Source organism: Desulforamulus ruminis DSM 2154, from assembly GCF_000215085.1.
GTDB lineage: Bacteria > Bacillota > Desulfotomaculia > Desulfotomaculales > Desulfotomaculaceae > Desulfotomaculum > Desulfotomaculum ruminis.
Genome location: NC_015589.1, coordinates 1,998,919 through 2,025,755 on the forward strand (window position 1 = coordinate 1,998,919; position 26,837 = coordinate 2,025,755).

A 26,837-nucleotide genomic window follows, 5' to 3' on the forward strand; every position below is an offset into this window, starting at 1 on the left:
ACAGTTTGTCCAAAATACAGGTATTAGACGAAGCCACGGCCAACCAGATTGCCGCCGGCGAAGTGGTGGAACGTCCCGTTTCGGTGGCCAAAGAACTGGTGGAAAACAGCCTGGATGCCGGTGCCAGCCGCATTACGGTTGAACTGATCCAAGGCGGCCTAAGCGGAATTAAAGTCATTGATAACGGGAGCGGCATGTCCCCGGAAGATGCCAAACTCTGTTTTCAGAGGCATGCTACCAGTAAGATTAAAACCGCCGGCGACTTAACCCGGATTTTAACCCTGGGTTTTCGGGGGGAAGCTCTGCCCAGCATCGCTTCGGTAGCCAAAGTGGCCCTGGTAACCCGAACCCGGGATGACCTGGCGGGAACAGAGGTACGCATGGAGGGAGGACAACTGCTGAGTGTCTCGCCGGCCGGCTGCCCTGTTGGAACAACCATTGACGTACAGGAGCTTTTTTATAATACTCCGGCCAGGAGAAAACATTTGAAATCCCCTAACGCCGAAGCGGGTCAAATTAGCGATCTGTTTGCCAAACTGGCGCTGGCTAGGCCGGATGTCCGGATGGAACTGCGCAGCAACGGCCGGGTGATTTTTTGCAGCCCGGGCAACGGTTCTTTGAGGGATGCCGCAGCCAGTGTTTTTGGTCCGGACAATGTCCGCAGCATGATCGAAATGAACCACCAGGGCAGGCTTTTAACCATTCGCGGATTTATCAGCAAACCGGTATTAACCCGTGCTTCCCGGCAGTATCAAAATTTTTATATCAATCAAAGGTATATTCGAAGCATCTTCATTTCTTCCTTACTGCTGCAGGCCTATCAAACGCTGATTCCTGCCGGAAGATTTCCCCTGGCGCTTCTGCACATTGCTTTGGACCCGGAGCAGGTGGATGTCAACGTTCACCCTACTAAAATGGAAGTACGTTTGGCCCGGGAAAAGGAACTGGCGGAGGAACTGCTGGAAATATTCTCGGGTCATTTGAATGTCCCGGCTGCGGTTGCCGGGCTGTGGGAAATGATGCCGGGCCGCAAGGCCAAGCCTCCGGAGGAGAAAGCACCCGATTACAAAGAACCGGAACCCTACAAAGAGAATCCATCTTCCGTATTAAAGAATAAACCTCTTGTTCAGGAAAAAAAAGCAGGGACCGTTTCCACCAACAGCCGGAAAGAGGCGGCGCAAACCCAACTGCCCTTCCCCGGCAGGACCTTAAGAGGGGAAGAGCCCCGGCCAAAGCCAAATCAGCAGGACGAATTGCCTTTTAAGAATACTGTTTCTGATCCTCCACCGATAAAAAAAGGATCGCTGCTGCTGGAAACAACTCCCTCTTATGGCGCCGATGCCATCTTTGCTTCACTGCGGCCGGTGGGCCAGGTGTTTCCCACCTATGTTCTGGCCCAGGGAGAGGGCAGCCTTTATATTATTGATCAGCATGCAGCCCATGAACGGGTTTTTTATGAAAAATATAAAGAACAATTGACCCGGGGGGTTCAGTCCCAAATGCTACTGGAGCCGGTGCCCCTGGATATTCCCTATCACCATTTGCAACGACTGATTGCCAATGTGGTTGCTTTAAGCGATATGGGTTTTGTAGTAGAACACTTTGGAGGAGATACTTTTCTTTTAAGAGGAGTTCCCCCGGGTACAACGGAAAAACCCGTCGAATTATTTATGGACCTGCTGGATCGACTGCAGGACAGCCCTGCGGAACAGTTAGACAACAGCTTGATGATTGACCGGCTGGCGGCCGCCATGGCCTGCCGGGACGCAGTGAAGGCCGGGACCCGGTTGGGGCATAAGGAAATTCAGTCCCTTTTAGAGGGTTTGTCCCGCTGCCATAGTCCTTATACCTGCCCCCACGGACGACCTACGCTGATTCAAATTACACAGGAGGAGTTGAATAAAAGGTTCAAGCGATGATGCCCTCTTTGGTTATTACAACCGGCCTGCGCTCGGACACAGCCTTGGCAAACCTGGCTTTAGAGCTGAGCCGGGAGTTACAGGCCCCTTTTATTGCCAGAGAAAAACGTTCTTTACAAACCATCCGGGAAATGGCCGCGGCAGAAGCTGTCTTTTTGGTGAAGAAAGACCGGCTGGCCCTGGTAATAGAAGGGAAAGAATTGTTTTTTCATCCAGGATTGGCAAAATTACGTATAAAAGAACTGCAGTCCGGGAAAGCTGATCAAATGATTGGGGCCATGGGCCTGCAGGAGGGAAATTCCCTATTGGACTGCACCCTGGGCCTGGCTTCCGACGCCCTGGTGGCCAGCTATATTTGCGGACCCGCCGGCACGGTGGTTGGCCTGGAAGATTCCTGGGCAGTGGCGGAGATCGTTCGTAGAGGATTAAAAAGTTATGAGGGTGAAAAGCCGGAGATGTTGGCGGCCATGCGCCGGATCAAAGTCTTGAGCTGCCACCATCTGGAATTCCTCCGGGAGCAGCCGGACAATGCTTTTGATGTGGTTTATTTTGACCCCATGTTTCGACAGCCCAGGGAACAATCCAGTTCCATGGCTCCTCTGAGACCTTTGGCCAACAGAGATCCCTTATCCCCGGAAATCGTGGCGGAGGCCCTGCGGGTGGCCGGGAAAAGGGTGGTTATGAAGGAGAAGAGGAACAGTCAGGAATTCCAACGCTTAAGTTTTCCTGAGGTGGTTGGAGGAAAATATTCCCCGGTGGCTTATGGCATTATAAAAAAAGGTGGTGCCGGATGCAGGATCTGAAACCGTTAATTGTAATGGTAGGCCCCACCGCAACCGGTAAGACGGATTTATCCATTGAAGTGGCAAAAAAGGTAAGGGGAGAAATTATCTCTGCGGATTCCATGCTGGTTTACAGGGGAATGGACATTGGCACTGCCAAACCAACCTTGGCCGAAAGGCAGGGGATTCCCCATCATTTAATTGATATTGTGAACCCTGACCAGGAATATAGCGTAGCCTCGTACCAGAGAGCGGCGGAATCATTAATTGATGCCATTATCGACAGGGGAAATCTCCCGATGCTGGTGGGAGGCACCGGTTTATATGTTCGTTCGGTGATTGATCACTATGATTTTACACAGGCACCCAGGGATGAGAAGCTGCGCCAGGAACTTTTGCGGGAAGCGGAACACCTGGGACCCCTGGCCATGCATAACAAGCTGGCTGAAGTGGATCGTGAAACAGCGGACCGTCTCCATCCCAATGATCTCAGACGGGTGATCCGTGCTCTGGAAGTCTACATCCAGACCGGCAACCCCATCTCTCAATATCAGTACAGCCAGCAGATGCAAAGCCCCAAATACAATCTGCAGATGTTTGGTCTGACCATGGAAAGGCAACTGCTGTATCAGAGAATTGAACAACGGGTGGATTTGATGGTGCAAAAAGGGTTGGTGGAAGAGGTAGCCGCCTTGCTGAAAAAATACGGACGTTTTGCCACAGCCATGCAGGGCCTGGGATATAAAGAAATTGTCGCCTATCTGAAGGGTGAAATTTCCCTGGATCAGGCCATTGAGTTACTAAAGAGGAATACACGGCGCTTCGCTAAACGACAAATAACCTGGTTCCGGGCCGATAAGAGAATTCAGTGGATCGAACTTAATCAATCTACCAATAAAAAGAAGATATCGGATGAAATTGCCAATCAAATAGCAGGAAATTGATTTAAAACGTAGAACAGTATTTTTACCATATTTTTTTCCAGAGAAAATTATTATTTGGAGGTACCCCCCATGACTAAACCGCAAATAAATTTACAAGATGCATTTCTTAATCAGGTAAGGAAGGAAAATATACCCGTAACCATTTTTTTAATTAACGGTTTCCAATTAAAAGGCATGGTGAGGGGCTTTGACAATTTTACCGTTATTTTGGAAAGCGACGGCAAACAACTGATGGTTTATAAGCATGCCATATCAACCATTAGCCCGCTTCGCCCGGTAAATACCTCCTTTTCCGAAAATAAACCGATGTAAAGGGTTGGCCTCTCCGGTGGAGGGGCTTTTCATTTTAGGTCACTATTTTACACCCGGCGCGTATACTATTCTTAAGGTGCATGGGAGCCCCGGATCCTGCCGAGGTTCCCATTCCCGGCAGAGCCTTGAAGAAAGAGACGCCCGGAGGTGAATACCTTGGTTAAAATAAAGATGTGGCAGACGCCGCCAAACCGCAGTGAGCCTCCCAGGCAAGGCGGTTTGGTTAAAATGCCCGCATCGCCCGGAAAAAATCCCTTTAGCTCGGAAAAAGCATCCACCCATGAAGAGATCAGCAAAAAGCTGGCTCAGGAAATTTTAGGTGAATTGGATTTACTCATTGGTCTATCCAGTGTAAAAAGGCTGGTTAAGGAAATTCAAGCCTTTGCGGAAATTCAGAAGCTGAGACAAAAAGAGAAATTAATTTACGAGCCCATGGTTTTACACATGATCTTTAAAGGGAATCCTGGTACCGGAAAGACCACGGTGGCCAGAATCATCGGCAGATTATTTAAAGAAATGGGCGTGCTGCCCAAAGGCCATTTAATTGAGGTTGAGCGGGCCGATTTGGTAGGGGAATACATTGGTCATACAGCGGCGAAAACCAGAGATCAGATTAAAAAGGCTCTGGGTGGCATTCTCTTTATTGATGAGGCTTATTCCCTGGCCCGGGGCGGTGAAAAGGATTTTGGCAAAGAAGCCATTGATTCGATGGTGGCCAGTATGGAAAATAATAAGGATAATTTAATTATTATCCTGGCAGGTTACCAGGAAGAAATGAACTATTTTTTAGAAACCAATCCCGGCCTGCGCTCCCGTTTTCCCATACATATCACCTTTCCCGATTACAACATCCAGGAACTCATGGGCATTGCCGACTTGATGTTGAAACAGCGCCAGTATGTTTTGGCCCCTCTGGGTTGGGAGGAATTAAAAAGAATTTTAGAAAATCAAATCCGAAGTCACGAACACAGCGGCAATGCCAGGCTGGTAAGAAACTTAATTGAGCGGGCTATGCGCATTCAAGCCCTCAGGCTGGTACGCAACAGGCAGATTTCCAGACAGGATCTGATGACCATCAGCAGAGAAGACTTGACGGGAGCTCTGGAGGAAATATAATTTTCTCCGGAGCTATTCTTAATTTTTATATCAATAACTTGGAGGTCACATGCATTTAAATCAATTGGACAAACTGGCAATTGAAGTAGAAACGGAAGTACAGCCGGTATACCGGGAAATTGAGGCCAGGGCCATGGACAATCATGCCCGGGTTTTAGAGGGATTCCACCGGGCCAGGGTGGCGGACTACCACCTGCGGGGAACCACCGGCTATGGCTACAATGATGCGGGCAGAGAAGCCTTGGAGACGGTTTATGCCCATATTTTCGGGGCGGAAGCGGCATTAGTCAGGGGGCAGATTGTTTCAGGAACCCACGCCATTGCCCTTGCCCTCTTCGGCTTGTTAAGACCCGGGGATGAATTGCTGGCTGTTCAGGGTTCTCCCTATGATACCCTGGAGGAGTTAATTGGCAAGCGGGGGAACGCGCCCGGTTCATTAAGGGAACTGGGAGTAGGCTACCGTCAGGTGGAGTTGACTCCCGAAGGAACACTGGACTGGCAGGCCATCGAACAAGGGCTGAATGAAAAAACCCGGGTGGTTTTGGTACAACGCTCCCGAGGTTATGCCTGGCGCCCATCCTTAACCCTGGACCAGTTAAAAAAACTGATCACCTTTATTAAAACTAAATCCTCAAGAGCTTTGGTTTTTGTAGATAACTGTTACGGGGAATTGGTGGACATGCTGGAACCTCCCGCGATTGGGGCCGATCTGGCCGCCGGTTCCTTAATCAAAAACCCGGGCGGGGGATTGGCGCCAACCGGCGGGTATGTTGTAGGACGAAGGGAACTGGTGGAAATGGCGGCCAACCGTTTGACCGCTCCGGGAATCGGCGGAGAGGTAGGGCCTTCCCTTGGACACCAGCGCCTACTATTCCAAGGCATCTTTTTAGCCCCCCATACGGTGGCGGAGGCACTGAAGGGAGCGGTTTTCGTCGCCAGGCTGTTTGAGCGGCTGGGCTTTAAGGTATCCCCTTCCTATGATGAGCCAAGGTCGGATATTATCCAATCCATTGCCCTGGAAACTCCGGAAAGGCTGGTTGCTTTCTGCCAGGGACTGCAGGCCGCTTCCCCGGTGGACGCCCACGCCCTGCCGGAACCCGATTATATGCCCGGCTATGAAGATGATGTGATTATGGCGGCAGGTACCTTTGTACAGGGCGCATCGATAGAATTAAGCGCCGATGCTCCCTTAAGAAAGCCCTACGCTGTTTATCTTCAGGGAGGATTATCGAAAGAATACGTTCGGCTGGGAGTCCTTTCCGCGGCCCGGAAAGTTCTACAGGTGAAAGGTTAATAGTGTTTTAGACTAAAAATAAGGTGCTGCACAAAAGGAACCATTCTGTGTCCTTTTTGCAGGGCCTTTTTTAATTGAACTGCTTTTAATAAAAATTTATTTTCATAGGGCGGATGCGATAATTTGCATTTCCATTACATATCTACTGGCTGCAATAGGGAAAATACTTAGATGAAAGGGGGTGTCAAAATGAAACCTGCAAAAATTTACTTATTGTTTGCCTCGGCCCTGTTGGCGGTATCTCTTGTCTTTGGAGGTTGTACGGCGGCCAAGAAACCGGCCACGCCCAATACCCAGGAAACACCGAATGCGGCCTCCCCTACGGATCGCAATTATCCCAAGGATGTGGCGGACCGGGTGGTGGCGGAAGCCAACAAAGTGGAAGGTGTGCGGGGATCTACAGCGGTTATTTCAGGTAAAAATGTTTACTTAGGGCTGGACTTAGATCCTAACCTGGAGAAAAACAGTTCTGCAGAAGTTGAAAGAAAAGTATTGGACCGGGTTAAAGATATGGAGAAGGGTTATACTGTCAGTGTTTCTTCTGATGTGGATACAGTGACCAGAATAAAAAATGTTGCCCGGGGTATTTCCGAGGGAAAACCCATTGCAAGCTTTAATGAAGAGCTGCGGGATATCGGAACCCGGATTCAACCTAAAACTGAAAAAACCCAGTAAAAATGGATAGCCCGGGGTATTTCCCCGGGCCACATTCATTCATGGCATAAGTTCACCGGCAGAAGTTAAAGAACTTGACGGTATGGTCGGCTTATCAATATAATGGTTTTAGCATCTGGCAGAAGTTGGGTCGCCTGCCACAGGGTTCCCGTAGGGTAACCACTGAACCTGAGGTTGTATATTTACCCGTCTATGTCTTGGCAGGACGGGTTTTGATTTTAAGCAAATAAAGAGGTTACGAAGAAAAATTTTTGCCATCTTATTTAAGGAGAGAGGAACTAATGAGACCTGAGGTTGAAGAACTGTGGGCCATTCGGCAAAAAGTTAAAGCTAAGAAGCCGCTGGTATGTAACCTAACCAATAATGTGGTGACCAACTTTACAGCCAATGTGCTTCTGGCTGCAGGAGCGTCACCGCTTATGTCCGAGGGAAGCCAGGAAGCTCAAGAGTTAGTCCAAATTGCCGACGTATTGGTATTAAATATGGGTACGCTGCACCCCAGGCAGGTTGACTACTTTCTTACGGCGGGCCAAAGTGCCAACCGGGAGCAAAAACCGGTGGTGTTTGACCCGGTAGGGATCGGAGCCACAACTTACCGCAACAGAGTTGCCGCGGACATTACCAGAGAAATTAAGTTGAGCCTTATAAGGGGAAATTACGGTGAGATTCACTTTTTGGCAGGAATAGCCGGGCAAACCAAAGGGGTTGACAACTTAGAAAACCGCATCCATATCCCACAACTGACTGATTTAGCCGCTAAAACCGGTGCCATTGTGGCGGCTACGGGTGAGGTGGATTACATTACGGATGGTCAAAGAACCTTCTCCAATGACACCGGTCATGCCTTTCTCCAGTTGATTACCGGAACGGGCTGCGCCCTAACCTCTTTGGCGGGTGCCTTTCTGACTGCCGCTGAAGATCAATCTTTGGCTGTGCTGGCTGCCCTGGCTTACTATGGGGCTGCGGCTGAAAAGGCCGCTTCCGTCAGTCAGGGGCCAGGAACTTTTACCAGCCATTTTCTAGATGCTTTATATGGCTTGGATTTAGAGGAATTTAAGAAAATAATGAACCGGGCTTGAATCCACTTAGAATAACGGTACATAGAAAAAATGATGGTGCCGTCATTTTATTTTAATGAAATGACAGCCCGTTGGTATATAATAAGATAAGAATATAGGACAACCCAACGCTTTCTTTCAGAATTGTTAAAATTTACAGATCATATTTATGTAGTTGACTCGGCGGGTTTCATTTTGGCGGAGATAAGTTTCTTATTGGAGGGATCGACTTTGAGAGAATACAGGGTATTATCACCCACTGCCATACTGGGGTACGGTTTTCCCGAAGCCTCCTTTCGTTCGGGTTTAGCAAGGGAACCTCATTTAATCGCCGTGGATGCCGGTTCCACAGATCCGGGGCCCTATTATCTGGGGGCCGGGATATCTTTTACAGACCGGGCCGCTGTAAAACGGGATCTGGAGTTAATCATTGAAGCCGGGTTGACCAAAAACATTCCGGTTGTTATCGGTACGGCCGGCGGCTGCGGGGCGGAGCCCCATCTGATGTGGAATCTGGAGATCATCCAGGAGCTGGCCAGGGAAAAGGGCTGGCAGTTCCCCCTGGGAGTGATTCATGCGGAATTAACCAAAGAGCAAGTTTTACAAGCATTTCGCAAAGGCAAAATATCACCCCTGTATCCGGCGCCCGCTCTTACAGAAGAAGAAATTATTTCTGCCGAACACATTGTAGGCCAAATGGGGCCGGAACCGGTCATGGATGTATTAAGCCGAGGGGCCAGGGTTATTCTGGCGGGAAGGGCTTATGATCCGGCGGTATTCAGCGCTCCGGCCATTTTAGAGGGATACCCCCGGGGACTGGCCATCCATATGGGAAAAATACTGGAGTGCGGGGCCATTGCCGCCACTCCCGGCAGCGGCAGTGATTGTCTGATGGGTACCTTGAAAGAGGACTGTTTTATTGTGGAACCGCTGAATCCCGCCCGTCGCTGTACCCCAACCTCTGTGGCGGCCCATACCCTCTATGAAAAAACCAACCCTTATCTTTTACCGGGACCGGGCGGTATGCTGGATCTTCATTCCGCCACCTTTACCCAGGTGAATGAAAGGGCGGTCATGGTAGCCGGCAGCCGGTTTGTGCCCGGAGAAACCTATGCGGTTAAATTGGAGGGAGCCAAACGTGTGGGTTTTCGTACCGTAGCCATCGCAGGCTGCCGGGATCCCATTATGATTGCTCAAATTGATTCGATTATTGAGGCGGTCCGGGAAAGAGTAGAGGACAATTTTAAGCGAAATGGATTTAACTATTACCTGCATTTTAATATTTACGGTAAAAACGGTGTAATGGGCAAACTGGAGCCCTTAAAAGAAATTCACTCCCATGAACTGGGCATTATTATCGAGGCTGTTGCCGAGACCCAAGAGATTGCCAATACCATCTGCAGTTTTGCCCGCTCCACCATGCTGCATTACGGCTACCCGGGGCGCATTGCCACTGCCGGCAACCTGGCCTTTCCTTATTCACCGTCAGACTTTAAGGCAGGAGCCGTTTATCATTTTAATCTGTACCATTTAATGGAAGTGGAGAATCCCTTGAGCTTATTTCCGAGGGAAATTCTTACGGCCGGGGAGGGCTTGTCATGCCAAAGGTAACATTGTCGGAGGCTGCCTCCGTGATCCGGAGTAAAAACTCCGGTCCCTATGAATTAACTCTGGATATTATTTTTAAAAATAAGGAATATTACGAGGCTGCCTGCCGGGCCAAGGTGATTAATAAAGGAACCATTGCAGGTCTATACGGCATTTCGGAAGATCAGGTTATGGAAATTGTGGAATTTGCTCCAGCCAATGCCATGAAGGCCACTCTTGTTCGTCCCATTCCTTCCGGGGCTTTGGGAGAAACGGATGTGTACGGCGCCCAGCAGCATGGTCCTTTGCTGGAACTCATGCTGGAGGTACCATAAAAAATTTGTCACTTTTCGGCAAATTCTACAAAATTTCGAGGTTTGTCCCAATATTGAAAGCAATCTAATAAAATATTAAGATTTTCTCCTAATTTAGCTTATTTACAAACTGCTTTTATAAACTATATAATACAGTTAAATTACTAACTTTTAATATGAGAGGGGATTAAAACTTGTTTTGTAATGATGATCAACCCATGTTTAATATAGGGGTTATAGCCGAGTTATTGAAAGTACATCCGGAAACCCTTCGTATTTGGGAAAAACATGGCTTAGTTGAACCTTCCCGGCGGAACAAGCAGCGTCTTTACAGCAATAATGATGTAAAGAGGCTCCAATTTATTCATTATTTAATTAATGACAAAGGACTGAATATTGCAGGAGTACTGCAAATTATCAGCATGTATCCCTGTTGGACCACCAAGCACTGTCCCGGAGCCAACAGCTCCAGGGAAGGCAATGTAAATGTAAATAAGCCCTGTTGGAAAGAACAGGGAACCTTCTGTTTCATTCTAGAAGATATTACGGATCACTGTAGTGTCTGCCCTCATTATAAAAATGATTGTCAACTGAACTCATAATTAACAATAAACAAGGCATTGTAAAAAGCATGCATTTATAAAACACGATCCAAGAACACCTGTCGGAAAATAAGCCGGCGGGTGTTTTTTGCATAGAGCATAATTAGGATGTGCATGACATTATCATGGTCGCATGTTATAAAAAGGAAAAGCAATTATTGACATATGTCGTAAACGGGGTATAATAAGGATATAAATGACATATGTCATAAATAATAAGGAGGTAGAACCTATGCCTAGAAGAAATGGACCCGGCCCAATGGGAGCCGGGGTAATGACCAAAAGAGGTACAGGGTTGTGCGCAGGAGTTGCTGCGGGGGTCGGCCTTGGACTGGGGTTTTGCAGGCGTGGCTTCGGCAGGGGCTTTGGAAATGACGCGAGCCCCCAATCTTACTCCAAAACGCAAAAAGCACTGCTTCAAGAGCAAAAGGAATTGCTTCAAAACCGGCTTGAAATGATTGACAGGCAGTTAGAAAATTTATAGCAGGCGAAAGATGTAATCGGAGGACGCTTCGATTGTTACTGCTGTAATTTGAGGTGGAAGGATATGCCAAGACCGAGAAAATGGAGAAAAGTTTGCGGCCTGCCTGAAAGCAGCCGTTTTGGCCCTCTCGATTCACCGGCAAATACGGAATATGTGGTAAATATGACGGTAGATGAATATGAAACAATACGTCTTATTGACTTAGAGGATATGACACAGGAAGAATGCGCCACTCAAATGAATATCGCCCGCACAACCGTTCAGGGGATTTATAACGACGCCAGAAAAAAACTCGCGGAATCTTTAGTGAATGGTAAAGTGTTATGGATAGAAGGGGGCGAGTATAGGCTTTGTGATGGCCTTGGGAAAAGATGCGGCGGCAATGGCTGCCGCAGGCATAGATGTGGCAGAGGTTTTGCGAACACGGAAAGTGGTGGTTAAACATGTACTCTCAAAAAGTAATGGAACATTTCATGTGCCCCCAAAACGCTTACAGTATGCCGGATGCAGATGCGGAAGGGAGCTTTGGTGATCCCTCCTGCGGTGATATGCTGACGGTGTACCTTAAGATAAAAAACAACGTCATTCAGGAAATCAGTTATCTTGTATTTGGTTGCTGCGCTTCCATTGCAACATCCAGCATGACTTCTGTACTGGCAAAGGGAAAAAGCTTGAATGAAGCCCTCGGCATTACTGAAGAAGAGATTATTGAGGCTTTGGACGGCTTGCCCGAAAACAAGAGGCATTGTTCAAACTTAGGCGTAAGAGCCTTGCGCAATGCCATCAACCATTATTTGAATACTAAGCAAACGGAGGGATTTCATGAAAATAGCAATACCCGTAAGTAAAAAAGATTTGAACTCCGACGTATGTCAATCCTTTGGCCGCTCTCCGTACTTTCTTGTTTACAATACCGAGACAAAAGAGAGCCGCTATATTGATAATGGCGCTGCGGCCAGTCAGGGCGGCGCGGGGATCAAGGCGGCACAGAACATCGTGGACAGCAAAGCAGACGCATTGCTTACTCCGCGCTGTGGAGAAAATGCAGCCGAGGTCATAAGGACCGCCGGCATTAAACTGTACAAGACGGCTTCCGGTTCCGCTGTGAACAATCTAAACGCTTTTATTAACGGTGAGTTGCTTCCGCTTTCCGAAATCCATGCAGGGCTTCATCATCATGGAAACAGGTAGCATGAGGATCGCCGTCCTGAGCGGCAAAGGTGGAACCGGAAAAACGCTGGTGTCGGTAAATCTCGCCGCAGCATCCGGGAAGGCGCTGTATATTGACTGTGATGTGGAGGAACCCAACGGGCATCTGTTTTTTAAGCCAAAGAACATTCAAAAAGAGGAAATCACGGTGCCGATCCCCAAAATCGACCCTACCCTTTGCTCCGGATGCCGCGCTTGTGTGGATTTTTGCAAGTTCAACGCGCTGGCTTATGTCCGGGATAATGTGATCGTCTTTGAAGAAGTGTGTCATTCCTGCGGCGGGTGTATGCTGATCTGCCCGCAAAAAGCAATTACAGAACGGGAAAAAAGTATTGGTAAAATACAAAAAGGCGTCTCGGGCCAGGTTGCGGTAAGGACAGGCGTATTAAATACCGGCGAGGCCACCGGTATACCCATTATCAAAAGGCTGCTTTTTGAGATCAAATCCGAAAACAAGCTGCCTGTATTTATCGATTGTCCGCCCGGCAGCGCCTGTATTGTCATGGAAAGCATCAAAGACGCGGATTATTGCATATTGGTGGCGGAGCCGACCTTGTTTGGCGTTCACAATCTTAGTATGGTCCACGAGTTGGTCAAGTTGTTTCATAAGCCTTACGGCGCGATACTTAACAAGTGCCTAGATGGTGAAAATCCATCGGAGACGTTCTGCGAAGAACAAGGAATTCCAATTTTAGGAAGGATACCTTTTGACGTAGAGCTTGGCGCATTGAATTCAAATGCGAAGATTGCTGCTTGGGAAGAGGGAAAGTACTGGGTTGCATTTTCCTATTTGCTTGAAGCTGTGACCAAGGAGGTGCGCCGTGAAGCAACTGCTTATTCTCAGCGGTAAGGGCGGCACCGGAAAAACAACTATTGCCGGTGCGTTCATTACCCTTTCAGGAGCAAGAGCATATGCCGATTGCGACGTGGACGCCCCCAACCTTCATCTGCTCCTGGGACATGGGTCCGAACCAAAACAAACGGACTATTTCGGCTTGTCCAAAGCCGAAATTGATCCAAGCCGTTGCACTTCATGCGGCCGATGCCGACAGCACTGCCGGTTTGGCGCTATTTTGGCAGGCAGCGCGGCATATAAAATAGATTTATATGCCTGTGAGGGCTGTGGGGTGTGTCAGGCGGTTTGCCCTGCGGATGCTGTCTCTCTTGTGCCCGCCGTTGCGGGCGAATTAATGCTGCACGCCGGTGACGGCAGGACGTTCTCCACAGCCCGGCTTAAGATGGGCAGCGGAACCTCCGGAATGTTGGTTACGGAGGTAAAAAAGCAGATGAAAGCAGCCTTGCCCGGCGCTGAACTGGCAATAATCGATGGATCGCCCGGCATCGGCTGCCCCGTCATCGCCTCCATGAGCGGAGTGGATATGGTTTTAATTGTGGCGGAGCCTTCCGTATCGGGCATTAGCGATATGGAACGCATTGTTAAAACGGCGGAGGGCTTCGGGACAAAAACAGCGGTTTGTATCAACAAGTACGACACTAATAAAGAAAATTCAGAAAAAATCATGGAATTTTGTATGAAACGGAGATTGCCCTTTACCGGCAGGATCCCGTTTGACAAGCAAGCGGTTAGGGCAGTTAACCATGGGCAGGCCATCGTCGAAATTGACTGCGCGGCGGGGCGCGCTGTAAGAGAAGTTTTTAATCGGGCAATAGCGCTACTCTACAAGGAAAGCGACGTCGACGGCGTATGAACATGTCGATACAGGGGCAAGGGATTGGTTAGAGATCTTTATCTATCAATCCGCCTCTGGAAAACGACACCAATCCGTGGTCTAAAGAGAGCCGCAATGAGGAAATTGCCGCCTCACACAACCAGAAAGTAAAGTACGGGCTAGATTCCTATTGACCCGAAGAACTGATCGAATGGTTTGACAAGCAACGGGTTTGGTCCTGTTGCAAAAAAATATTAGAAAACATGGAGGGAAAGAGATGACTAAAATAGCGGTGGCAAGCGAAAAAGAACTGGTAACCGGACATTTTGGACATTGCAGAAATTTTTATATTTTTGAGGTGGAGAAGGGCCGGATTATAAAAAGCGAATCTGTTCCAAATCCCGGACACAAACCCGGTTTTCTGCCGAATTTCTTAAACGATATGGGTGTAAAGGTTATTATATCCGGAGGCATGGGCGGCAGCGCGATAGATATTTTCAACGAAAAGGGCATTGAAGTGATTACCGGGGCAGCAGGAAACGCCAGAACCGCAGCAGAACAGTATCTACAGGAAACACTTCGTTCAACCGGAGCGGTTTGTCATGAGCACCGGCATCATGCTGAATGCGGTGAGCACTAAAAGTCTAAATTAGCTTAGACACATTTGGCGGTAGGTAAAATACATTAATTACCCGCCTATTGTAAAGGCAGGTAACTAATTTAAGGTCTTCCAATGGCAGTTAGGCGAATGGAGGGCCTTTTTTATGTCTAGTATTTCCCCGGATCAACTAAAGGGAGGAGTGCCTGTAACAGCCAAAGGTAGCGGAAGTCCTAATCCTATCTCAAAAAACGGGCGTCATGTGCGCCCATTTTATGAGATATCTTAACGGGACCTTTATATTTTTCTCATTAAACCGATCACCCGGCCAAGGACTTTAACCTCTTTGGCATAAATGGGCGATAATAAACTGTTTTCCGGTTGTAAGCGAATGATATTTTCTTCTTTATAAAAGCGCTTCACCGTAGCCTCGTCTTCCAGCAAGGCCACCGCAATATCCCCGTTATTTACCGCTTCCTGCCGTCTGACCAAAACCAGATCATTTTCCAGAATTCCCGCTTCAATCATACTATCCCCACGCACCTTTAACATAAAAAATTCACCAAAGCCCGTAAAGGAGCGAGGAAGGGTCAGTTGATCATCGAAATTTTCCACTGCCAGCAGCGGCACCCCGGCAGCCACCTGGCCCAGCAGCGGCACCGTTACCAACTCTTCATTATCCGCCTGCGCTTCTATGGTTTTACTGAAAGACTGTGTCTCCCGTTCATAATCCAGTCCGATAACCTCAATGGCCCGGGGCTTGGTAGGATCTCTTCTCAAGTATCCCTTTTGCTCTAAACGTTTTAAATAGGAATGAACGGTAGAACTGGAGGACAACCCGACGGCTTCTCCAATTTCCCGAACGGACGGAGGATATCCTTTTTGTTTAACGTTTTCTATGATGACTTTTAATACGTCTTCTTCACGGGAGCTTAACATATTCCTATCACGCCTTTCAATCACTCCTATGTATTCTGGTATATTATAACATTTATCAGGGCTTTAAGCAAAACATTTGTTCGCAATTGGATTGGAATTTTAGGAAGGGTTTTAATTGCTTCAAGCGAATATAAAAAGGAAGGGGAGGGATTGGATTGCTGCCTTTGATCATGATTTCAGCCATATTGGATTCCGTTCAGGAAGCCATTGAGGTGACAGACCCGCAAGGCAATATCATTTATGTAAATCCCGCCTTTTGCCGGATTACCGGCATTCCCTTTGAAGTTAGAACCAAGGAAAATATTTATAATATTTCCCCTGACGGCGCCTTGGCTCTGGCCTTGCGCACGGGCAAGCCGGTCAGCGGCTACCGCACCAAGGTCGGTGGCAGCAATGCAGAGGTTATTTCCAACGCGGTGCCCATCATTGTCAACCAGGAAACCCTGGGGGCGGTGGTAATCTTTCAGCATATTACCGATATTATTAAATTAACCGATGAGTTAAAACGAAGCACCAGTATTATCCGGGATCTTTCCACCAAGTTTGGTCAGGTTACCGAAAGCAAATACACTTTTAACCATGTTATTGGCAGCAGTCCGGCCCTGAAAGATTGCATTAAAATAGCAACCATGGCGGCTAAAAGCTGCAGCACGGTTTTGCTGTTAGGGGAAAGCGGCACCGGTAAAGAGCTGTTTGCCCATGCCATTCATCACGCCAGCCCCCGGAGGGAAAAGCCCTTTATCGCCATAAATTGTGCGGCCATACCCGATGCTTTGTTGGAAAGCGAATTGTTTGGTTACGTTCGCGGCGCCTTTACCGGAGCCATGAAGGATAAAATTGGTAAATTTGAACTGGCCCACTCAGGAACACTCTTTCTGGATGAGATTGGCGATATGAACCTTTTGCTGCAGGCCAAGCTGCTTCGGGTGCTGCAGGAGCGGGAATTTGAAAGGGTCGGCGACACCAGGACCAACCCCATTGATGTAAGGATTATTGCCGCTACTAACAGAAATTTAAAACATCTGGTCAGGGAGGGGAAATTTAGAGAGGATCTGTACTACCGGTTAAATGTGGTGGAAATTGTCTTGCCCCCCCTCCGGGAAAGAACCAGCGACCTGGTGGAATTGACCAATTACCTGATTACCAAATTAAATCGCAAGCTGGGCAAAAAAGTAACCGGGTTAACTAAAGAAAGTCTAAATGCCTTGCGTTCCTATAACTGGCCCGGCAACATCAGGGAGTTGGAGAATGTCATGGAAAGAATCATGGTGTCATTGGAAGCACAGGAACTAACCTATAAGGATCTGGTTCCGCATCTGGGAATCTGCCTGCCCGTTCAGGATTCCAACCGGGGAGAGATTATGGCGCTGGATCACCTGGAAAAACAAATGATTGAAAGGACGCTTAAAATATGTGGGCATACCGTTGCGGGGAAAAAGCAAGCAGCCTTTCTTTTAAACATATCCTTGGCTACCTTGTATAATAAAATTAAAAAATACCATATTCTTACTTCTAACAATTAGAATTATTCTAAAAATTAGAAAGAAAAAACCTTGAGAACCCGGAAATATCGGGTTTTTATTTTTAAATTTTAGAAATTGTTTTTGTAATATTTCCATCATAATAGATAAATAATATATCCTATTTGGCTCTTGACCTGGTTTTTATGGTTTTATCGGCCCATCTCCCAAGAATTTAGAAGGAATTGGGAGATATACGCCTTCGGCACGTATATTGCATTGTATTATCCAGAACAATAATTTCACAAGAATTGCAGGGGGGTTATTCACCATTAGGGAAATTGCATGCCATCACATTACGGCTGAAATTGCCAGATTATGTAAAGAGGCCAATTATCAATTAGAAGAAGATGTCCTGAATTCCTTTAAAAAAGCCTGCCAGGAGGAAGTCTCCCAGGGAGGGAAGGAAATTTTAACTTTGTTAATTGATAATGCGGTCATTGCCTCCAGTGAATCCATTCCCATGTGTCAGGATACGGGCTTTGCCGTACTCTTTATTGAACTGGGACAGGATGTCCACATTGTGGGCGGAGAATTTGAACAAGCTCTTCAGGAAGGAGTCCGGCAGGGGTACCGGGAGGGTTATCTTCGCAAATCCATTGTGGGTCACCCGCTGGAAAGGATCAATACTGGGGATAATACTCCCGCCGTCATTCACACGAAAATTGTACCGGGGGATCAATTAAAAATTACCGTGGCACCCAAGGGGGGCGGTAGTGAAAACATGAGCGCCCTAAGGATGCTTAAACCGGCGGAAGGGGTAGAAGGGGTAAAAAAGTTTGTGCTTGAAACCATCCGCAACGCCGGCCCCAATCCTTGCCCACCGCTGATTGTGGGCGTGGGCATCGGCGGCACCATGGAAAAATGCGCTTTGCTGGCCAAGGAAGCCCTTTTGAGGCCTGTGGGGCAGTCCCATTCCCTGCCGGATATTGCGGAGCTGGAAAAAGAACTTTTAGATCGGATTAACCGCCTTGGTATCGGGCCCTCGGGCCTGGGAGGCAGAACCACCGCCCTGGCGGTTCATATTGAAATCTTTGGAGCCCATATTGCCAGTCTACCGGTGGCTGTAAATATCAATTGTCATGCAGCAAGGCACAAATCCACGGTCATATAAGGAGAGGATTTTACATTGACCCGCATTCGACTCAACACCCCCCTCACGGAGGAGGTTCTACGGAACTTAAGAATTGGCCAGCAGGTTTCTATCCAGGGCGTAATCTATACCGGCCGGGACGCGGCTCATAAAAAATTGGTGGAATTGATGGATCAAGGCCGGGAGCTCCCCTTGGACCTAACCGGTCAGATCATCTATTACGTCGGCCCTTCACCGGCCCCCCCGGGGAGGATCATCGGTTCTGCCGGCCCAACCACAGCCGGCCGCATGGACGCCTATGCGCCGCGGCTGATTGAACGGGGATTGAAAGGGATGATTGGCAAAGGGGCTCGTTCCCAGGCTGTCATTGAAGCCATGAAAAAACACGGAGCGGTTTATTTTGCAGCCGTCGGCGGTGCCGCAGCCTTGATCTCCAAGTGCATTCGGGAAGCGGAAATCGTTGCCTACCCGGAACTGGGTCCGGAAGCCATTTACAGACTGGTGGTTAAGGATTTCCCGGCCATTGTGGTCAACGATGCCTTTGGCGGAGACCTCTATCAAGAGGGAAGAAAATTATATTCAAGAGAGTAGCTTTCTTATAAATCAATTCATAAATCAGGTAATATTATAAAGTGTAATTGTATACTGGATACAGAATACGAAATACAAAAGCTTTTTTCAGATAGAAAGGAGAATGGTCATGGAAAAATTAAAGCGGTTTGTAAATACAGCCCACATGATTGACAATCCTTCCTTAGAAGAGCTAAGAAAACTGGCTTCCCACCGGGAGAGAACAACCAAATACGGCAGTGCCAGTTATATCTCACAAATGCGCAACCGCAGCGCCAAGGCGACTTTTGTTGTTCATAGCCGGGGTTTTACTCCGGGTGTTGATCAGCAGGGAATGGCCCCGGAAAAGGCCCTGGCCCTGGCGGATCAAGTTCACCAGTTTTTAAAGGATAAAGCCATGATCCGGGTGGATCGGCAGTTATGCCTGCATCCTTCCTGCCGTTATCACTGCCGTCTTTACATTACCAAGGATTATGCCAGCATCCCCTTCCAATGGGTGAATATGACCTTTGAGGTTAAAGATAAAAATGCCGAACCGGATTTTGTCAGTATCTATGTTCCGGAATGGCCGGAACGTATCATTTTCTGTCATCCAGAGGAAAAGATTACCTATATTTTAGGGCCCGATTATTTCGGTGAATGTAAAAAATCCTTTCTCAGAAAAGCCATGTACGCCATAAAAGAAAAGGGAGGGCTGGGCTTTCACGCAGGAAGTAAAGTTCTGCGCGTGAAGACGGCCTCCGGGGAGTTTAAAGAGGTCGGCTTCATCTTGTTTGGTTTATCCGGTACGGGCAAAACTACCCTCACCATGCATAACCATCATCTTGAGGAACCGGAAAAGGTGATGATCCGCCAGGATGATGTAGTGCTGATGAACGAACAGGGGTATTGCTACGGAACGGAAAACGGTTTTTATATTAAAACAGAGGGTTTGGATGAGTCCCAGCAGGTGCTGTATCATGCCGCCATCTCCCCCCATGCCATTTTTGAAAATGTGAAAGTGCTGGAAGACGGAACCATTGATTTTAATAATGTGGAATTGACCTCAAACGGTCGCGGGGTTATCTTAAGACGTGAGGTTATCGGTACGGACGACAAGATCGACCTGGAAAGAGCCAATAAAATTATTTTTATCACCCGGCGCAATGATATTTTACCTCCGGTGGCAAAGCTCAGCGCAGAACAGGCGGCGGCTTATTTTATGCTGGGCGAATCGATTGAAACCTCTGCGGGAGATCCCAGCAAAGCCGGGCAGTCCAAACGGGAGGTTGGCACCAACCCCTTTATTATGGGGCCGGAGGCAGAGGAAGGAAACCGCCTGCTGAAAATTTTAAAGGCCAATCCCGATATGCAATGCTATATTTTAAATACCGGAGCGGTGGGAGCCCAGCCGGGCCGGCAGGGCAAAAAAATTACCATCGGCATCTCCACCGAGATTATGAAGGAAATCGCCAGGGATACTATCCAATGGGCCAAGGACCCCGACTGGGGCTATTTAATACCGGTGGAGATTCCGGGCGTGGATATCCAAGCTTTTTTACCGAAAACCTATTATGATGAACAAACTTACAACCGGTTAGTCAGCCAATTGCGTGAAGAGCGGAGAAGCTGGCTGAATAAATATCAAGGCTTGCAGGAAGAAATTATCCTGGCCATTGAGCCGCAGCACCAGGAATAATGTATACAAAATATCCTGCGAGTTTCTATAAGGATTGCTTTAAAAGTTATGATATAATTTGCTGTAAGTAAAAATGGGGGGGTTTTGATGTCGCAAGCAAACGTTATTTCAGATCAGGCCGGCCTGTCCGATTATCATTTCTTTGTTAGAAAACTTCACTCAGCCCTGGGGTTATTTCCCATTGGTATTTTTCTGCTGGAGCATCTTATTACCAATTCTTTGGCTGCCTTGAGCCCCGCCCTTTACGATAAGGCCATTGGGCATCTGATGAATCTACCCTATCTGGGTCTCATTGAGATTTTGATTATTGCGCTGCCCCTCACCATCCACGCCATCTATGGTCTCTATATTGTGTATGTGGCTAAAAATAATATCGGGCGCTATGCCTACGTGAGAAACTGGATGTTTTATCTTCAGAGAATATCCGCCTTGATCACCTTTGCTTTTGTGCTGGTTCACGTCTGGCAGTTACGGGTTGCCCATGCTCTTTATGGCCTGGAGATCAGCTATGTTACCGTACAGCAGTTGCTTGCCCAACCTTTCTGGCTGACTTTTTACATTATCAGCCTATTGGCCGCAACCTTTCATTTTAGCAACGGACTGTGGAACTTTTCAGTCTCTTGGGGCATTGTCATCGGCGAACAGTCCCAACAATTTCTCTGGAAATTATGCATGCTGTTCTTTATTATTACATCGATTCTGGGCTTATCGTCAATCTGGGCCTTTATCCAGTAACCGGGAGGAGTTAAACCATGGAAAATCATTTGATCATTGTGGGCGGGGGCCTGGCCGGCCTGATGTCCGCCATTAAGGCTGCCGAAATGGGCGTTAAAGTGAAACTCTTTTCCCTGGTTCCTGTAAAACGTTCCCACTCGGTCTGTGCCCAAGGAGGCATCAATGGCGCTGTCAACACCAAAGGAGAAGGGGATTCCCCGCTCATTCATTTTGATGACACCGTTTACGGGGGAGATTTTTTAGCCAATCAGCGTCAAGTGAAAGAAATGTGTGAGACCGCGCCGGCTATCATTAACCTGATGGACCGCATGGGCGTGATGTTTAACCGCACACCCGAAGGGCTGTTGGATTTCCGGCGCTTTGGAGGCAGCAAGCATCACCGGACTGCCTTTGCCGGCGCTACCACCGGCCAGCAGTTGCTCTATGCTTTGGATGAACAGGTGCGGCGCTGGGAAGCGGCGGGTATGGTTGAAAAATACGAAGGCTGGGATTTTCTTTCCGCTATCCTGGATGATCAGCAGGTTTGCCGGGGTATTGTGGCTCAGGATATGAAATCCATGGAGATTCGTTCATTCCCCGGTGACGCCGTGATTCTGGCCACCGGCGGCTGCGGCATGATCTTTGGCAAAAGCACCAACTCCACCATCAATACCGGGGCGGCGGCCGGCGCCGTTTATCAGCAGGGGGTATACTATGCCAACGGGGAAATGATTCAGATCCACCCCACAGCCATTCCCGGGGATGATAAGCTCCGGTTGATGAGTGAATCCGCCAGGGGCGAGGGTGGACGGGTTTGGACCTTAAAGGACGGCAAGCCCTGGTACTTCCTGGAGGAATGGTATCCTGCCTACGGCAATCTGGTACCCAGGGACATTGCCACCCGGGCCATCTATAAGGTATGTTATGAGTTAAAGCTGGGCATTGATGGTAAAAACATGGTCTATTTGGACGTATCCCATATCGACCGCAATATATTGGATAAAAAACTGGCGGGAATCTTGGAAATTTATGAACGCTTTGTAGGGGATGATCCCCACAAAGTACCCATGCGCATTTTCCCTGCGGTTCACTACTCCATGGGCGGTCTCTGGGTGGATTATGACCAGATGACCAATATTCCCGGCTTATTCGCCTGCGGCGAATGTGAGTATCAATATCACGGAGCCAACCGGCTGGGCGCCAATTCGCTGCTGTCAGCCATTTACGGCGGTATGGTTACAGGCCCCAATGCGGTAAAATACATCCGTTCCCTAAGTAAGCAGGCCAAGGATATGGCCGGCTCCCTGTTTGAACAGGAACAAAAAAGGCAGCAATCCTGGATGGATCAAATCTATCGTATGGAGGGCCATGAAAACGTATACCGGCTTCATGAGGAGCTGGGCAACTGGATGACCGAGAATGTAACGGTGGTCCGGTATAACCAGAAACTTCAGGAAACCGACCACAAACTGCAGGAATTGATCCAGCGCTGGAGCCGGATCAAATTGACGGACAAAGGGAAGTGGGCCAATCAGGAAGCGTACTTTACCCGTCATCTCTGGCATATGCTCCAGTTGGCCAGGGTCATTACCTTAGGCGCCCTGGCCCGGAATGAAAGCAGGGGGGCTCACTATAAGCCCGACTTCCCCCACCGGGACGACGCCAATTGGCTGAAAACCACCAAGGCCGGCTTTACAGGGGATGGCCCGATCCTAAGCTACGAGGAAGTGGACACCTCTTTCATCAAACCGCGTCCGCGGCGTTATGACGTGGATAAGGAGGCGGCGGAAAAATGAGTTTAAAGACTGTATCTATAAAAATTAAACGTCAGTCCGGTCCAGATCAGCCCGTTCGCTGGGAGGACTTCAGCATTCCCTATAAAGAAAAAATGAATGTCATTTCACTGCTGATGGAAATTCAGAAACATCCGGTGAATGCCAAGGGAGAGGAAACCACCCCGGTGGTGTGGGAATGTAATTGCCTGGAGGAGGTTTGCGGAGCCTGCACCATGATCATTAACGGTAAAGCGCGTCAGGCCTGCTCGGCGCTGGTGGACCAGTTGGAGCAGCCCATCACCCTGGAACCCTTGAGCAAGTTCCCTCTGGTCAGGGACTTAATGGTTGACCGCAGTGTTATGTTTGAAAACCTTAAAAAGGTGAAAGCCTGGATTCCCATCGACGGAACCTATGACCTGGGGGCGGGACCCCGCATGGCGCAGAAAGTCCAGGAAGCTTCTTACCCCATCTCCCGGTGTATGACCTGCGGCTGCTGTATGGAAGGGTGTCCCAATGTGAACCGGAAATCCAAGTTCATTGGCCCTGCCGCCCTGGCCCAGGTGAGTTTGTTTAACGCTCATCCCACCGGTAAGATGAACCGGGAGGAAAGACTGGATGCCATTATGGGTGTGGGAGGCATCACTGATTGCGGCAACGCCCAGAACTGTGTTAAAGTCTGCCCCAAGCAGGTGCCGCTAATCCGAACCATTGCCAGATTAAACAGAGATACCACCATCCATGGGATTAAAAGATGGTTGGAACGGTAAAGGAGTGGTTTTTCCGTTCAAACGGCCATCATTTTAAATATAGGAGGAGCCTGAACATGAAAAGAAATAAAATTACCGTTGTAGGGGCAGGCAATGTTGGAGCAACCTGCGCCCATTGGGCCGCAGCCAAGGAACTGGGAGATATTGTTTTAATCGATGTGGCTGAAGGAATTCCCCAGGGCAAGGCCCTGGATTTAATGGAAGCCGCCCCGGTGGAAGGCTTTGACAGTATTGTAACCGGTACCAATGACTTCGCGGATACCGCTGACTCCGATCTGGTGGTTATTACTGCGGGAATTGCCCGTAAACCGGGCATGAGCCGGGATGACCTGCTCAGCACCAATGCCGGCATTGTAAAAAGCGTTACCGAACAAATTGTCAAATACTCTCCCAACTGCTTTATCCTGGTGGTAACCAACCCGGTGGACGTTAGTGCTTATATTGCCTATAAAGCCAGTGGTTTTGCGCCCAACCGGGTCTTTGGCTTGTCCGGGGTATTGGATTCCGCCCGTTTCCGTACCTTTATTGCCAGGGAACTGAACATTTCCTTTGAAGATGTAACCACTTTTGTTTTAGGGGGACATGGTGACGACATGGTGCCCCTGGTTAAATATACTTATGCAGGCGGGATCCCGGTGGAGAAATTAATTCCTGCGGACCGTCTGGAAGCCATGGTGGAACGCACCCGGAAGGGCGGGGCGGAGATTGTGAACTATCTGAAAACCGGCAGCGCCTATTATGCCCCCAGCGCTTCCGTTATGCAAATGGCGGAATGCATTTTAAAAGATAAAAAACGGATTTTGCCGGTATCGGCCTATTTACAGGGTGAATATGGTGAAAAAGATGTATTCGCCGGGGTTCCGGCCATTATCGGCGGCAGCGGAGTGGAAAAAATACTGGAAGTGGATTTGAATGAAGCGGAAGACGCCGCTCTCAAGCAGTCAATCCATTCCGTAAGGACAAATTTAGCCAAACTCAGTTTATAAGTTATAATATCTAAATTTTTTAAGGCATAATAGTAAAATCGTTAGGGACTCCTAACGATTTTATCTTTTTAACCAAAACTTAACCCCTTGTTCAGTATCTTTTAACAAAAGGAATATACAATTTAATTAAGAATCATACAAAGAATAGGGGAGTATTTTGGCTAAAATACTTGTGGTAGATGATGAGACCAATATCCTGGAGTTAATTAAATTTAACCTGGAAAAGGATGGGCACCAGGTAATCACAGCAACCAGCGGCGAGGAAGGATTACGTTTAGCCAGACTGGAATTGCCGGATTTGATTATTCTGGACGTCATGCTGCCGGAACCGGACGGACTGGAGGTCTGCCGCCGCCTGCGCAGTGATCGGGCCACCACCGCCTTGCCGGTATTAATGATCTCCGCCCGGGGGGATACCCTGGACCGGGTGGTGGGTTTGGAAATGGGAGCCGACGATTATATTCCCAAACCCTTTAGTCCCAGAGAATTATCCGCCCGGGTAAAGGCGGCCCTGCGCCGGATCAAACACGACAAGCCCCCGGTTATCGTCAGCCGGGAGATAAAATACGGCGGCATTACGGTGGATTTAGAGAAATTCCAAGTTCAGGTAAACGGAGAACTGGTCAGTTTTACGCCCAAGGAATTTAAGCTCTTAAAGATTCTCATATCTCATCCGGGCAAAGTATTTACCCGGGAGCAGCTTTTGGACCGGGTTTGGGGCTTTGACTTCAATGTGGATACCCGGACGGTGGACGTTCATGTTCGTTATGTCCGGCAAAAGATCGAGCAGGACCCGGCCAATCCTCAATACATTAAAACCGTAAGGGGAGTAGGCTACAAGTTTTCCGAAAACACAGCTAAGTAATTTTTAAGCAGAGAAGGTTTACGCCAGGTTGGTGTAAGCCTTTTATTTTTTATAAAACCAGGTAATTAATAGACAAGGGTCAGTTTATTAAAAGAATTCCCTTTTATTAGATTACAAAATTTCACATAGTTCTCCTTAATCTGCATAATATTCGACGGAAGAAGCAATTTACTGATATAATATAGCTTAACCTATAGATGATCATTTATATAATATTGGACTATGGGAGAAGAAAATGCGGCTTAATTCAACCACCTCTTTAATCGTAAAAACCATCCCCGGAATTCTTCTGATGTTTGCCGTGGCGGTTCTGGCCAAGGGAGGAGAGGATTTCGGTTTTCACTGGCGGGGGCTGGAGGATTTCTTTGGGGCCAATCCGGTAACCAAAACCGTTTTAATTGACGCCTTCCGTCTAAATTACGTCCTGCTGTCCATTCTTATCGGTATGCTTATCGGCAACCTGATCATTCTCCCGGGTTGGCTGTTAGCGGGAATATCAACCTCCCGTCTGTTTATAAAATCAGGCGTTATTCTTCTCGGCTCTTTATACAGCTTTGCGGATGTGGCCAGTTTAGGGGGAACCGCCATCCTTCTGGTACTGACCTTTGTGGTGCTGACACTGATATTCACCCTGTGGCTGGGAAGCAAACTGGGGATGGACCCCGCCTCGGCAGCCGTTTTATCTGCCGGGACTTCCGTTTGCGGTGTCTCGGCCATTGTTGCCACAGCGCCTGCGGTAAGAGCCAAAACAACGGATGTGGTTTATTCCATTGCCACCATTCTTTCCTTTGGCGTGGCCTCCATCTTTATTTTTCCGCTGGTAGGCACTTTGGCAGGTTTTACGCCCCATCAATTTGGCGTTTGGTCGGGAACCGGCATACTCAGCTCCGGACAGGTGCTGGCAGTCTGTCTGGCTTTTGACCCGGGAACAGTCAGCCACGCTTCCGTTAGCTTAAAAACCGGTGAAATATATAATCTTACCAGGGTATTATTCCTTCCCTTTGTGGTCCTGGCCCTGGCCACCTATACCAGCCGTACCGTACAACTGCCCGATGATCATATTAATGTTCATACCGGTCTGTGGGGAAAGTTTCCGGTCTTTGTGTTGGGCTTTCTGGCCATGGTCTTGTTCACTTCCCTAGGTCTCTTCGGCCAAACATCGCCGCCATCCCCTGAGTTAACGACCATACGCAAATTATACAGTTGGTTTTTTGCCATTGGTTTAGCCGGTCTGGGGATGCAGATCTCCTTTTCAGAATTAAAAAAAGCCGGTGGTAAGCCCCTGGTGGTTGGTTCCACCGCGGCCCTGCTCAAAGCGATCGGAGCCTTAATTATTGTGTATCTTTTCATTCCGGGACAACCCTGA

The 26,837-nt window shown here is 48.3% G+C and carries 29 protein-coding genes; 28 read left to right on the forward strand and 1 reads right to left on the reverse strand.

Annotated elements, in window-relative coordinates; translation table 11 throughout:
- Positions 1–5: 5 nt before the first annotated feature.
- From mutL to DESRU_RS10145, 18 genes are all read left to right on the forward strand, one after another.
- Entirely contained in the window at positions 6–1,919 is a 1,914-nt protein-coding gene (gene mutL / locus DESRU_RS10060) for a DNA mismatch repair endonuclease MutL (protein ID WP_013842000.1), read from the forward strand.
- Positions 1,916–2,722: a class I SAM-dependent methyltransferase gene (locus DESRU_RS10065; protein ID WP_041275372.1), complete on the forward strand. Its 807-nt coding sequence runs from the start codon at positions 1,916–1,918 to the stop codon at positions 2,720–2,722. The genes mutL and DESRU_RS10065 overlap by 4 nt, the downstream gene beginning before the upstream one ends.
- Positions 2,710–3,645 (forward strand): tRNA (adenosine(37)-N6)-dimethylallyltransferase MiaA, encoded by a 936-nt coding sequence (gene miaA, locus DESRU_RS10070; protein WP_013842002.1) that lies wholly within the window; start codon positions 2,710–2,712, stop codon positions 3,643–3,645. Before DESRU_RS10065 ends, miaA begins: the two co-directional genes overlap by 13 nt.
- 69 nt (positions 3,646–3,714) lie before the next feature.
- On the forward strand, positions 3,715–3,957 hold the full coding sequence (gene hfq / locus DESRU_RS10075; RefSeq protein WP_013842003.1) for an RNA chaperone Hfq: 243 nt from the start codon (positions 3,715–3,717) through the stop codon (positions 3,955–3,957).
- Positions 3,958–4,113: 156 nt separating this feature from the next.
- Positions 4,114–5,073, forward strand: a complete 960-nt coding sequence (locus tag DESRU_RS10080; protein WP_013842004.1) for an AAA family ATPase — start codon at positions 4,114–4,116, stop codon at positions 5,071–5,073.
- A 49-nt stretch (positions 5,074–5,122) separates the two neighbouring features.
- On the forward strand, positions 5,123–6,367 hold the full coding sequence (locus DESRU_RS10085) for a methionine gamma-lyase family protein (RefSeq protein WP_013842005.1): 1,245 nt from the start codon (positions 5,123–5,125) through the stop codon (positions 6,365–6,367).
- Between the two features lie 189 nt (positions 6,368–6,556).
- Positions 6,557–7,042 (forward strand): YhcN/YlaJ family sporulation lipoprotein, encoded by a 486-nt coding sequence (locus DESRU_RS10090; protein ID WP_013842006.1) that lies wholly within the window; start codon positions 6,557–6,559, stop codon positions 7,040–7,042.
- Positions 7,043–7,323: 281 nt separating this feature from the next.
- On the forward strand, positions 7,324–8,121 hold the full coding sequence (gene thiM / locus DESRU_RS10095) for a hydroxyethylthiazole kinase (protein WP_013842007.1): 798 nt from the start codon (positions 7,324–7,326) through the stop codon (positions 8,119–8,121).
- A 210-nt stretch (positions 8,122–8,331) separates the two neighbouring features.
- Positions 8,332–9,711, forward strand: coding sequence for an acyclic terpene utilization AtuA family protein (locus DESRU_RS10100; protein WP_013842008.1), 1,380 nt, complete (start codon positions 8,332–8,334; stop codon positions 9,709–9,711).
- Positions 9,699–10,022 (forward strand): DUF4387 domain-containing protein, encoded by a 324-nt coding sequence (locus DESRU_RS10105; protein ID WP_013842009.1) that lies wholly within the window; start codon positions 9,699–9,701, stop codon positions 10,020–10,022. Before DESRU_RS10100 ends, DESRU_RS10105 begins: the two co-directional genes overlap by 13 nt.
- A gap of 173 nt (positions 10,023–10,195) precedes the next feature.
- Positions 10,196–10,603, forward strand: a complete 408-nt coding sequence (locus DESRU_RS10110; protein WP_013842010.1) for a MerR family transcriptional regulator — start codon at positions 10,196–10,198, stop codon at positions 10,601–10,603.
- 232 nt (positions 10,604–10,835) lie between these two features.
- Entirely contained in the window at positions 10,836–11,087 is a 252-nt protein-coding gene (locus DESRU_RS10115; protein ID WP_013842011.1) for a DUF5320 domain-containing protein, read from the forward strand.
- A gap of 63 nt (positions 11,088–11,150) precedes the next feature.
- On the forward strand, positions 11,151–11,528 hold the full coding sequence (locus tag DESRU_RS10120; RefSeq protein ID WP_013842012.1) for a DUF134 domain-containing protein: 378 nt from the start codon (positions 11,151–11,153) through the stop codon (positions 11,526–11,528).
- Positions 11,529–11,530: 2 nt separating this feature from the next.
- On the forward strand, positions 11,531–11,935 hold the full coding sequence (locus DESRU_RS10125) for an iron-sulfur cluster assembly scaffold protein (RefSeq protein WP_013842013.1): 405 nt from the start codon (positions 11,531–11,533) through the stop codon (positions 11,933–11,935).
- Positions 11,910–12,278 carry a NifB/NifX family molybdenum-iron cluster-binding protein gene (locus tag DESRU_RS10130; RefSeq protein WP_013842014.1) on the forward strand — a complete coding sequence of 123 codons (369 nt, stop codon included), beginning with the start codon at positions 11,910–11,912 and terminating at the stop codon, positions 12,276–12,278. Before DESRU_RS10125 ends, DESRU_RS10130 begins: the two co-directional genes overlap by 26 nt.
- A 1-nt stretch (position 12,279) precedes the next feature.
- Positions 12,280–13,146, forward strand: a complete 867-nt coding sequence (locus DESRU_RS10135) for a nucleotide-binding protein (protein ID WP_013842015.1) — start codon at positions 12,280–12,282, stop codon at positions 13,144–13,146.
- Positions 13,118–14,005 carry an ATP-binding protein gene (locus tag DESRU_RS10140; protein ID WP_013842016.1) on the forward strand — a complete coding sequence of 296 codons (888 nt, stop codon included), beginning with the start codon at positions 13,118–13,120 and terminating at the stop codon, positions 14,003–14,005. Before DESRU_RS10135 ends, DESRU_RS10140 begins: the two co-directional genes overlap by 29 nt.
- 238 nt (positions 14,006–14,243) lie before the next feature.
- A complete protein-coding gene (locus tag DESRU_RS10145; RefSeq protein WP_013842017.1) occupies positions 14,244–14,606 on the forward strand; it encodes a NifB/NifX family molybdenum-iron cluster-binding protein in 363 nt (120 codons plus the stop codon).
- A 255-nt stretch (positions 14,607–14,861) separates the two neighbouring features.
- Here the strand turns inward: DESRU_RS10145 and lexA are convergent, their stop codons facing one another.
- Positions 14,862–15,503, reverse strand: a complete 642-nt coding sequence (lexA, locus tag DESRU_RS10150) for a transcriptional repressor LexA (RefSeq protein WP_013842018.1) — start codon at positions 15,501–15,503, stop codon at positions 14,862–14,864.
- Between the two features lie 155 nt (positions 15,504–15,658).
- Here lexA and DESRU_RS10155 point away from each other — a divergent pair, with 155 nt between their 5' ends.
- The 10 genes from DESRU_RS10155 (at position 15,659) to DESRU_RS10200 (ending at position 26,837) form a co-directional block, all read left to right on the forward strand.
- The gene (locus DESRU_RS10155) at positions 15,659–17,026 is read left to right on the forward strand and encodes a sigma-54 interaction domain-containing protein (RefSeq protein ID WP_013842019.1); all 1,368 of its coding nucleotides are present in this window, start codon (positions 15,659–15,661) and stop codon (positions 17,024–17,026) included.
- 211 nt (positions 17,027–17,237) lie between these two features.
- Positions 17,238–18,137, forward strand: coding sequence for a fumarate hydratase (locus DESRU_RS10160; RefSeq protein ID WP_013842020.1), 900 nt, complete (start codon positions 17,238–17,240; stop codon positions 18,135–18,137).
- Between the two features lie 15 nt (positions 18,138–18,152).
- Positions 18,153–18,707, forward strand: a complete 555-nt coding sequence (locus tag DESRU_RS10165; protein ID WP_013842021.1) for a Fe-S-containing hydro-lyase — start codon at positions 18,153–18,155, stop codon at positions 18,705–18,707.
- Between the two features lie 103 nt (positions 18,708–18,810).
- Entirely contained in the window at positions 18,811–20,364 is a 1,554-nt protein-coding gene (locus tag DESRU_RS10170; protein WP_081462003.1) for a phosphoenolpyruvate carboxykinase (ATP), read from the forward strand.
- 87 nt (positions 20,365–20,451) lie between these two features.
- Entirely contained in the window at positions 20,452–21,099 is a 648-nt protein-coding gene (locus DESRU_RS10175) for a succinate dehydrogenase cytochrome b558 subunit (RefSeq protein WP_013842023.1), read from the forward strand.
- 17 nt (positions 21,100–21,116) lie between these two features.
- The gene (gene sdhA / locus DESRU_RS10180; RefSeq protein WP_013842024.1) at positions 21,117–22,874 is read left to right on the forward strand and encodes a succinate dehydrogenase flavoprotein subunit; all 1,758 of its coding nucleotides are present in this window, start codon (positions 21,117–21,119) and stop codon (positions 22,872–22,874) included.
- The gene (gene sdhB / locus DESRU_RS10185; RefSeq protein WP_013842025.1) at positions 22,871–23,620 is read left to right on the forward strand and encodes a succinate dehydrogenase iron-sulfur subunit; all 750 of its coding nucleotides are present in this window, start codon (positions 22,871–22,873) and stop codon (positions 23,618–23,620) included. The genes sdhA and sdhB overlap by 4 nt, the downstream gene beginning before the upstream one ends.
- A 56-nt stretch (positions 23,621–23,676) precedes the next feature.
- Positions 23,677–24,606: a malate dehydrogenase gene (gene mdh, locus DESRU_RS10190; protein ID WP_013842026.1), complete on the forward strand. Its 930-nt coding sequence runs from the start codon at positions 23,677–23,679 to the stop codon at positions 24,604–24,606.
- Positions 24,607–24,763: 157 nt separating this feature from the next.
- Positions 24,764–25,471, forward strand: coding sequence for a winged helix-turn-helix domain-containing protein (locus tag DESRU_RS10195; RefSeq protein ID WP_013842027.1), 708 nt, complete (start codon positions 24,764–24,766; stop codon positions 25,469–25,471).
- A gap of 235 nt (positions 25,472–25,706) precedes the next feature.
- Positions 25,707–26,837 carry a YeiH family protein gene (locus DESRU_RS10200; RefSeq protein WP_013842028.1) on the forward strand — a complete coding sequence of 377 codons (1,131 nt, stop codon included), beginning with the start codon at positions 25,707–25,709 and terminating at the stop codon, positions 26,835–26,837.